The organism is Caldimonas taiwanensis NBRC 104434 (assembly GCF_001592165.1).
GTDB lineage: Bacteria > Pseudomonadota > Gammaproteobacteria > Burkholderiales > Burkholderiaceae_C > Caldimonas > Caldimonas manganoxidans.
On record NZ_BCWK01000033.1, the window covers coordinates 1 to 9,407 of the forward strand.

At 63.3% G+C, this 9,407-nt stretch carries 4 protein-coding genes; all 4 read right to left on the reverse strand.

Annotated features, from left to right (window positions below):
* Positions 1-207: 207 nt before the first annotated feature.
* The 4 genes from dsr1 to hsdR are packed head-to-tail and all read right to left on the reverse strand — an operon-like array spanning position 208 to position 9,331.
* Positions 208-3,987: an anti-phage defense-associated sirtuin Dsr1 gene (gene dsr1, locus CTA01S_RS15370; protein ID WP_062196751.1), complete on the reverse strand. Its 3,780-nt coding sequence runs from the start codon at positions 3,985-3,987 to the stop codon at positions 208-210.
* Positions 3,988-5,127, reverse strand: coding sequence for a restriction endonuclease subunit S (locus tag CTA01S_RS15375; protein ID WP_062196752.1), 1,140 nt, complete (start codon positions 5,125-5,127; stop codon positions 3,988-3,990). It lies immediately after the preceding gene.
* Positions 5,124-6,920 (reverse strand): class I SAM-dependent DNA methyltransferase, encoded by a 1,797-nt coding sequence (locus CTA01S_RS15380; RefSeq protein WP_062196753.1) that lies wholly within the window; start codon positions 6,918-6,920, stop codon positions 5,124-5,126. The genes CTA01S_RS15375 and CTA01S_RS15380 overlap by 4 nt, the downstream gene beginning before the upstream one ends.
* Positions 6,921-6,934: 14 nt before the next feature.
* Complete coding sequence (hsdR, locus tag CTA01S_RS15385; RefSeq protein ID WP_062196754.1) at positions 6,935-9,331, reverse strand: EcoAI/FtnUII family type I restriction enzme subunit R; 2,397 nt, start codon at positions 9,329-9,331, stop codon at positions 6,935-6,937.
* Positions 9,332-9,407 lie beyond the last annotated feature (76 nt).

Here is a 9,407-nt window from a genome sequence, read left to right on the forward strand (position 1 = left end):
TTGCCGAGAAAGTGGCCGATTTAGAGCGTCTCGGCTGATGGCCACCCGCAGCACATCGGCACACTTCCCCTCGGGAAACGGCCAAGGAAAAGGCCCGGAGACTTTCCGGGCCCTTGTGTTTGGTGGCGGACGGTTGACCAGGTGCTGACTGGCCTACCGAGCTTATGAGCACTGGCGTGGGTTACTAGGTGAACTGAATGGAACTCATCATCGTGCACGCTGCCGCCAGTACGCCATCAACTGCTCAAAGCGATGGTCCGCTTCTAGCGCTGGCGCCGCAGTGCGGATCGCTTCCAGACAGGCACCGAGATCACGAGGCGGCCATTGCGTCTGATTCCCTATCACCAGACTCAGGAAGTCCAGCGCCTGCTCCGGAAATTTCCCGCAGAGACCTGCCTCGTGCAGTCGATGCACCAGATAGTCCGGGTGGCCCGGTGGTTGCAACCAGGCGCGCAGTAGCGTCAAGGCCTCGGGGAACGCATCCTGTGCCGCTACGCAAAGGTGGCCGAGGCTTTCGGCGATGGCCGGTGAAACCTTGTCTCGCGTCTTGGGCCAGATGGCGTGCAGATATGGGGCAACCCGGTTCGTCCAATAGTCGGCCCGTTGCTCGCCGGCACTCTCCAGCGCTCTCACCAATGCCTGTGCTGCATCGTGCAAACCATCCGGTGGCAGCGCACGCGTGGCGGCCGCCAGTTCGGCGGTGGTGAACGTGTCACCCGGATCGAGGGCAGCGAAGGTCAGCAGCGATGCATACTGTTCGCCGTGCTTGCCCAAGGCCACATAGTGGCGCGCGGTGTCGAGGAATGCCGGCTTGAGCCTTTCCATCAACGGGCGGTACAGGCGCGGTGACCACAGGAAGCCTTCCCACGCTGCACGTGCTTCGGCTTGCGAGCGCTGCCAGTCGAAAAGCGGCAACAGGTGTTGCGTCGCCCACTCCCCGTCGACACGGAACAAAGCAATGACATGGGCCGCCAATAACACACGGCCATACCGATACTTGTCGATTCGGGTATCGCAAAGCTCGGTGAACGTAGGCTCGAGCGCCTCAGGCAAGCCTTGCCCATCCTCCAGCGAGCGCCGATACCACCAGCGCAGGAGTGCCTCGGTGACGTGGCCCACGGGATGATTGATGGCGCGCATGACGGGTTCGTCGGTATCGACGCCATCCTGATGATCTTGCGCCAGGATACGGCGAGCGAGCGTGAAGAAGAGTGTTTCGTGGCCTTCGAAAGTTTTGGCAGTGGCCTGTAGCCACCGGCTCAACCCATGGCCGAGCGTTTGCAGTATCTCGTCAGGGGCGGTGGCCAGAATCGGCGCCATGTAACGCCAGGAACGCTTCAGGAGTTTTTCCTCTGACCAGGCTTGTAGGGCCTCGCGCCAGCGCCCTGTCGGCCAAACACCTTCCCTGGCCAAGGCGCACAAGGCACAAGCGGTCGTGGCAAAGTTGTCGCGACAGCGCTTCTGCCAGTCATCCTCCTGCCAATCATCGGGGCTGGGATGCTGCCTCAGCCACTCGATCAATTCCGGGCGACGACGCGGTGTAGCGACGTAGTTGCGCCACTCCTCGCCATCACCCATCCAGTAAGGAAACTCGTCGCGCTGATCCTCTGCCAGTTTCCACTTCGGATACTGCGCCGAAAGCCCCTGAAGTCGTTCGTTTCCGTCAGCACCCAAGGCCGCGCCGGCCTCAGCCATTTTTGCCAGGCGCAGCCAGATTTCGCGGTCCACGATCCGGGCCCAGCGCTCTGGCTCGATGTCATCCTTGAACATGTCGCGGGGAGGACCGGCGAGCACGGCCTGTTCCAGTTCCTGCAGCATCACGGCATCGAGGCGCGGCGCCAGTGCCACCAGCAAGCGCATGGCTTCCCGTTTGGTTCCCACCGACCACAGCCACCAGTGATCGTCCGCCAGCAGCCAGTCGAGCGCTTGGCGTTTGGGGATCACATTGTCTTGTGCAGCAGCAAAGAAGGCGAGGCGCCGGAACAGCGGATAGGGCGTGTGCCACCAGGTCTGCGCCATGATCGCTGCCCGCGCCGGCGATTGCGCAGCCGTGGCGAGCCACGCGTCCCGGGTCAGCTCGATCAAGGCGGTCCAGTCGTGGAAGTCCCGGTTCTGCGGATGTTCACTGATCGAGGGTTGATGCATGCAGGACAGGTCGCTCTTGTCCTCGGCACCGCCAAGTTCGCGCATCAGATCGAGGGCATCGCGCAACAGGGTGCTGACATCAGCCAGCAGCTCCGGCAGGGCGGCATTCCAGCGTTCGTCCTTGGGCAGATCGCGCAGGCAGTAATGGACGTGATCCGTCGACAGCTCGATCTCCCATTCCACCAGATCCTTGATGCGCTTCGGCTCGCGGGCTTCGTCGTCCTCTTCGGGCCAACGGAACGGCTCGCGTAGCGATACGCGCGGCGCCAGCATCTCGCGCAGCTCCAGGCGCAGGGTCGGGGTGAGGCCATCGCGCCTGAAGTGGTCGCGCCAGCGGTACAGGTCGAAGTCGCGCAGCCGTGATTTCACCCGCCCGGTCAACAGCAGTCGCCACAAGGTGCGCATCAACGGGCCAGGGATTGCGTTGGGTGCGCCCGCACGAATGCGCGCCAATTCGTCGGTGTTGCCGTCGCGTTCCAGGTTGGCCAGCTCGTCCAGACGGTCTTCGATCAACCGGGCCAGATCGTCATGCAGCTGCCCGCCGCGCTTGACCGACCAAAGCAGCAGCGCCGGGTCATTCAGGTGACGGATCAGCCAACGCGCCAGTTGCCGCATCACCTCGTCCCAGCGACTGCCGCGCGCACCGGCATCGACCAAACACATCAACGGCGCCAGGGGATAAGGTGACGGCCGGCGGGTGAGGCTGAAGGCGAATTTGTCGTCGGCAGGTGCCTTCGGCGTAACACCGAAGCGGTCCAGATCAGCGTGGCCGTAGCGGTTCTCGCTCAGCGGCTCCAGCCAATCCAGCGACGGCACCGGGTCAAGCTCCGCAAAACGCTTGGCGGGCAGACCGTCCGGATGGCTGAGTGCCCACAACATGCGGGAAATGAAGTAGTCCTGTTTCGTGCTCGCCAGCGGGCGAGCCATGGCGCATTCGACCACGATGCGCTCCTTGCCGCGCACACCGTCGCGATAGGTTTCGGCCCAGGCGCGCAGGGTCTTGTGCAGGTAGGCATGCCGGTTATGCTCGCGGTAGAGGATGGGCGTGACGTTCTTGGCACGCCATTCGTTGGCCCGTTCCTCCTCCTTGCCCTTGGAGAAACTGCCGAACGCGAACATCTCTGGTGGCGACTCGCCCAGCAGGCGGTCGGCAGCCAGTGCGTCCATCATGTAGCGCAGCACTGGGTCGTTGAGGCTGTAGCCGACGAAGCAGACGGTGTAATTCCGGAACAGCTCGCTGACAAAACGCGCCGCCCAGCGCTCGGTGAGATAGGCCAGGCCGAAATCACCGCTGGAGACGACCAACCGGTCCAGTTCGCTCGCGGTCGGCGCAGCGCTGAGCAAGCCATGCAGATACACCAGGCCATCCCAGCGATTCTTCGGTATCGGCAGCAGTGGCGCCTGAAACCGCTCGATGGGCAGAGACTTGGCGGTGATCACCTCCTCGAACAGCCGATCGAAGTTGGTGGTGATGAGGCGGGTCTGGCCATTGCGGCACTTGGCGAGCGTCAGCAAGGCCTCATGGGTGGCGGTGGCGTTCGGGGCGCTGAGATCGGGTGTCAGAATGCCGGCCAGCGCGCGGCGCACCGTCTCGCGGCCGCCGACGATGTCCGCTTCCAGCAGGCCGATGGCGGTATCGAACTGCCCGGCCTTGATCGCCGCCTGCTGCACTGCGTTGGGCGTGACGGCCAACGCTGCATACACCTTCTCTACCAGCCGGGCGAAGCCCGGCAATCGCGCCGGGTAGGAAATGCCCGCGCCGCAGAAGAACACCACGCGCCCGTCCTCGTGCGCCTGCAGCAGGCGTTCGGGGATATCGGGGCCGTGGCGGACGAACTGCATTCAGTGGGCCTCGGAAAACACGCGCTCCAGCATCGCCGGGATCAGCGCATCGTTGGCCTGGCGAATGGTGGTGTGGCGCAACCGCAGACTGGACTGCCGGGCGAGGATTTCAACAACCTTGCGCTGCATATTCTCCGGGGGCATCGGTAGTTCGATATTCAGAAATTGCTCTGGACGGGTCCGTTCGCGACGAGCGCCGACTCCACGCGTAGCCTCTTGAAGGAGGCTCCAGAACCAAGGGGTCCGGACCAGTTCTCCAATGTATGCAGGCATGGCTTCGCCTGGAACGCAGCGAAAAGTGCGGTACTCTGGGGACACATACATTCCCGCAAGCTCGGTCGGGCAGAGCGCAAGTGCACCTTCCCATCCTTTCACCTGGCTCAATACCAGCGCATCTACATATAGGCGATTGAAGGCTTTGTAGGAGGTTTCTGTGCCTGCCACTGCAGCTTTCGGAAACAGGCCGCCACCGAAACTACGCACGCCGACTTGCGGATACTCGCTATCAGCTCGAACAGGCACGTGCTCTTCGTGCAGCTCTACAACGTCACCGAGCCGCCTCACTCGATCACCTGACAGCTTGTAGTGCAGGCTGAGAAACAGCGCTGCAGCTTTTTTTTCGATGGCGTCGAGGTGTTCGTTGACCTGCCGCACCTTGTCGGCCAGCGCGTCGAGGCGGCTGACGATGGCTTGTTGTTCGGCAAGCGGTGGCAAGGGCATCCGGTATCCGAGAACACTCGCGGGGCGAATGGCCGCGTAGTTTGTCGACCCTTGCGCTTCGACTTGATTGCGAAATCCAGTGGTTCGAATGAAGTAATCGAGGAACCCCCTATCGAGCTTTGAGCCGTCGATCTCAAACAGGAAGTAGTGACTACTGACGATGGCCCCCTCGAGCGCGTCGGGAACGATGCCGAAGCCCCCCATCTTGGCGTCGATTTCTGCCACCAAGAACTCACCCGCATGGCAGACCTGTTGGCGTTTGGTCTTGATGGCGCTTCCTAGAACGACATCTCGCAGGACTACGCCTTTGGCGTGAAGCTGAACCCGACACCGCTTGTAATACTCGGTGTCGTCGAGAAGGATGAATTCCTTTCGATGTCGAAGTACTTCTCCGAGCGACACATTGGACCACCGCCTCATCCCTGCACCTCGGCCACCAGCGCCTCGATCTCGCCAAGCAGGCGCAACACCTCCTCCTCACCCGCACGCATGGCGGCGACCAGTTCCTTCGGGTCGGCGTGCTCCAGCCCTTCGGCGGCATGCGGGTTTTTCAGATCGAGGTTGTAGATCGGCCAATAGAGCGCATCGCCCTCGGCCTGCGCGGCCTTGGCGGCGGCCTCATGCATCTGCTGCTTGGCCTTCAACTCGCGCAACTGCGCTTGCAGCGCGGCCTTGTCGCCATTCGCGGCATGGTCGATGGCCTGTTCCAGTTCGCGGATCGGCTTGCTCAAGGCGCGGGCGTGGGCGCGCTCGGTCTCGGCCCGTTGCCAGTGCGGTGTGGCGGCGTCGATGGCTGCGGCGCGTTTGGCGGCGAAGTCCACGCGCCAGGCCTGCGGGCCTTCCTCGCGTTTGTTCCACCAGTCGAGCACCGGCTGGAAGGCCTCGAAGGGCAGCGGCGCGGTCTTGCTGTATTTCTTGCGGCCCTCGGGCTGGGGCAGTTCGTAATACCAGATTTCTTCGGTCGGGCCGCCGCGCTGGAAGAACAGCAGGTTGGCCGGGATGTCGGTGTAGGGCGCGAACACGCCTTGCGGCAGACGCACGATGGTGTGGAGCTTGAACTCCTTGAGCAGCTCCTCCTTGATGACGGCGCACACGCCATCGCCAAACAGGGTACCGTTGGGCACGACGACGGCGGCGCGGCCGCCCTGCTCGGCGCCATGCCCGGCGTAGCGCAGCTTGCGCATGATGTACTGCAGGAACAGCAGCGCGGTTTCCGCCGTCTGCATGTTGGCCGGGAAGTTGGCCTTGATGCCGGCCTCTTCCTCGCCGCCGAAGGGCGGGTTGGTGAGGATCACGTCCACCCGTTCATCGTGCCCGATCTCGGTGATGCGCCTTTCCAGCGTGTTGCCGTAGGCGATCTGCGGCGCTTCCAGCCCGTGCAGCAGCAGGTTCATCTGCGCCAGCATGTAGGGCAGCGGCTTGGCCTCCTGCCCGTAGAGGGTCTCGCGTTGCAGGAGGCGGCGCTGCTCGGGCGTGGCCACCTGCCGGGCCAGATGGTCATAGGCCTCGACCAGAAAGCCGCCCGTGCCGCAGGCCGGGTCGAGCACCGTTTCGCCCAGGCGCGGGTTCGTGACCTGCACCATGAAGCGCACCACTGGGCGCGGGGTGTAGAACTCGCCGGAGTCGCCGGCGGCGTCGCGCATCTCGCGCAGCATGGATTCGTACAGGTGCGAGAGGGTGTGGATCTCCTCGCTGCTATTGAAGTGAATGCCGTTGATCTTGTTGATGATGTCGCGCAGCAGGTAGCCGCTGACCATGCGGTTCTGCACGCCGCGAAACACGTTGGCGATGACCTCGCGCTGGCTGCCTTTCTCGCCGCTGCCGGCCAGGCCGCGCAGGTAGGCAAAGAGGCCCGCGCCGCGCGAGCCATCGGGGCGGTGGCATTCGTCCTGGTTGATGAAGGCCAGCAGTTCGTCGCCGGTGAGGCCGTCCTCGCGCGCGGCCCAGTCGCGCCAGCGGTAGGGGGCTTCGATGATGGGGTGGTAGGGCTTGCCATCGAGCTCCGCCTCTTGCTCATGCACGACCTCGAGGTCGTCGAGAAACTTGAGGAACATCACCCAGGTGAGCAACGGCAGGCGATCCACGTCGCCATTGAGGCCTTTGTCCTTGCGCAGGATCTTGCGGGCGCTGCCGATCAGCGCCGAGAGGTTGTCGCGCGTGGTCAGTGGTGTCTTGGCGCGTGGGGTTCTGGATTTCTTTTCGGTTGCGGCCATTCAGGAACTTCCCGTCATTGGTACAGAGCCGTCTGCAGGCGCGAGACGGCCTCCTTGAAGGGTTTGATGCCGCCGAAATGCCGGGTGGCGATTTCGGCGGGGCTGCCGTAGCGGTCGAAGGGTTGCACCTTCATCAGCTCGGACAGGGTGTTGAACTGGATGATGCCGCGCTCGATGTACTTGTCGAGCAGCAGCGTGAGGATTTCGCGGGCCGTGTCGCCGTAGTGGCCAAACATGTCCTGCGCCGCCTTTTTCGCCCGCTCGGCGCGCTGGCGGCGGGTGAGCAGCGGTGCATTCCAGGCCAGGTGACACAGCAGATCGAAAGGGTCGGCGTCGGGCTGGTTGGCGCTGGCCGCCAGCTCCTCGAAGCTGATGCCGCGCTCGGTCAGCTCGCGCAGCACCTCGGCACGGGTGTCGGGGTTGGCCCAGGCCGATTGCAGCGCATCACGGGTCGGGTACAGGGTCCGGACGGTGCGGCCGGAGTATTCGGTGTACTTGACCACCTGGAGCTTCTTGCCGTCGGTGTCGAGGTCGTAGACCAGGTGGCCGATCACCTCGACATGGCCGCCGTCCACGTAGAACTTGCGCGGCTCCTCTGGCGGTTCGGAAAGGATCTCGCCCTGGCCCGTGTCGGCTTCCGTGGAGTCTACGGTGTAGTCGGCCGGCGGCTCTTCGACGCCGGGTGGTGTTTCGATGAACGACTCGACGGTTTCGCCGGCCTCATCGATGGTCACTTCCTCGATGCGCGCGGGATCGCCATCGAAATCCGGATCGGCAAAGTGTCGGGTGGCGGTGCCGGTGAAGTCGATGATGTTGAAGTATTCCTTGCCGTAATCGACCTTCAGCCGTGTGCCGCGCCCGATGATCTGCTTGAACTCGGCGCGGGAGCCGACCACGCGCGCCAGCACCACGTTCTTGACCATTTCGGCGTCGACGCCGGTGGTCAGCAATTGCGAGGTGGTCAGGATCACCGGCGTGGGTTTGTCCACATCCTGAAAATGCGCGAGGTGGGTCAGGCCAATGGCGCCTTCGTCGGCGGTGACGCGGCAGACGTAGTCGGGGTACTGCTGGACCATATCGCTGTTGAGGTTGACCAGTTGCTGGCGCATTTCGGCGGCATGCTCTTGATCGACGCAGAACACGATGGTCTTGGCGAAGCGATCTGTGCCCTTGAGGAAGTCGGTCAGGTGCTTGGCAATGGCCTGGGTGCGCGCACGCAGCGCGATGACGCGCTCGAAATCCTTGGTCTGGTATTCGTCGTCCGGCACCGGGCGGCCGAAGCGGTCGAGCTCGTCCTTGGACGGACGCCAGCCGGCGGCATCCACTGTGGTGATGACGCGATGCACGCGATAGGGCGCGAGGAAGCCGTCTTCGATGCCTTGGCGCAAGCTGTAGGTGTAGACCGGGTTGCCGAAGTATTCGTAGCTGTCACGCGACTCCTCACGCAGCGGCGTGGCGGTCATGCCGAACTGCACAGCGGGCGCGAAGTAATCGAGCACCGCGCGCCAGTTGCTGTCGTTGCGGCTGGAGCCGCGATGGCATTCGTCGATGATGATCAGATCGAAGAAATCGGGGCGATACTGGCGGAACACGTCTTCGCTGGCGGTGGACAGCGCCTGATAGATGCCGAAGTACATGTCCCGGCTTTGGCTCACGTCTCCGCTGACGATCTTGTGCCGCGCATCACCAAAGGGCGCGAACATCTTGGCCATCGGGTCATCGACCAGGATGTTGCGATCGGCCAGGAACAGGATCTTCGGGCGTCGGTACTCGCCGGTGCGATTCCAGCGGCTGTTCCACAGCTTCCAGCACACCTGAAACGCCACGCAGGTTTTGCCGGTGCCCGTGGCCAGTGTGACGAGGATGCGCTTCTGGCCGAGAAGGATGGCTTCAATGACGCGATTGATAGCGATCTGCTGGTAGTAGCGAGGCACCTTGCCCGAAGCCAAGTTGAACGGCTCCAGCAATGGCGACAACACGTTCTGTGGCAATTGTGTTGCTGCCGTCAACCTGGCAAACAACTCGTCAGGGGTGGCGTAGCGATCCACCTCACGCTCGGTGCCGGTGGTGTAGTCGATCTCGATGATCCGGTGGCCGTTGGTCGCGTAGGCGAACTTCAGGCCGAGAATTTCCGCGTACTCGCGGGCCTGCTGCACGCCGGTTTCAGCGGGCAGGCCGATCTCCTTGGCCTCGACCACGGCCAGCGGAAAGTCCCGACGGTAATAGAGCAGATAGTCGGCGCGCTTCTGTTGGCCGCGCCGTACCTTGCCGCCCGCGACGATGATGCGGCCGTTGGTGAAGCTGTGCTGCTCGCCGATGGCATGCGGGGCCGCACCCCATCCTGCTTCAATGAGCTTAGGGGTGACGAACTCACGGCAGGTGTCGGCTTCGGTGATCACGCCATCACGCATGGCTGTCCCTTCAATGTCAGATTAAGTCCAACCAGCATCTCGAGATTCATCTCTGCCACGCAGAATCCTAGCTTCT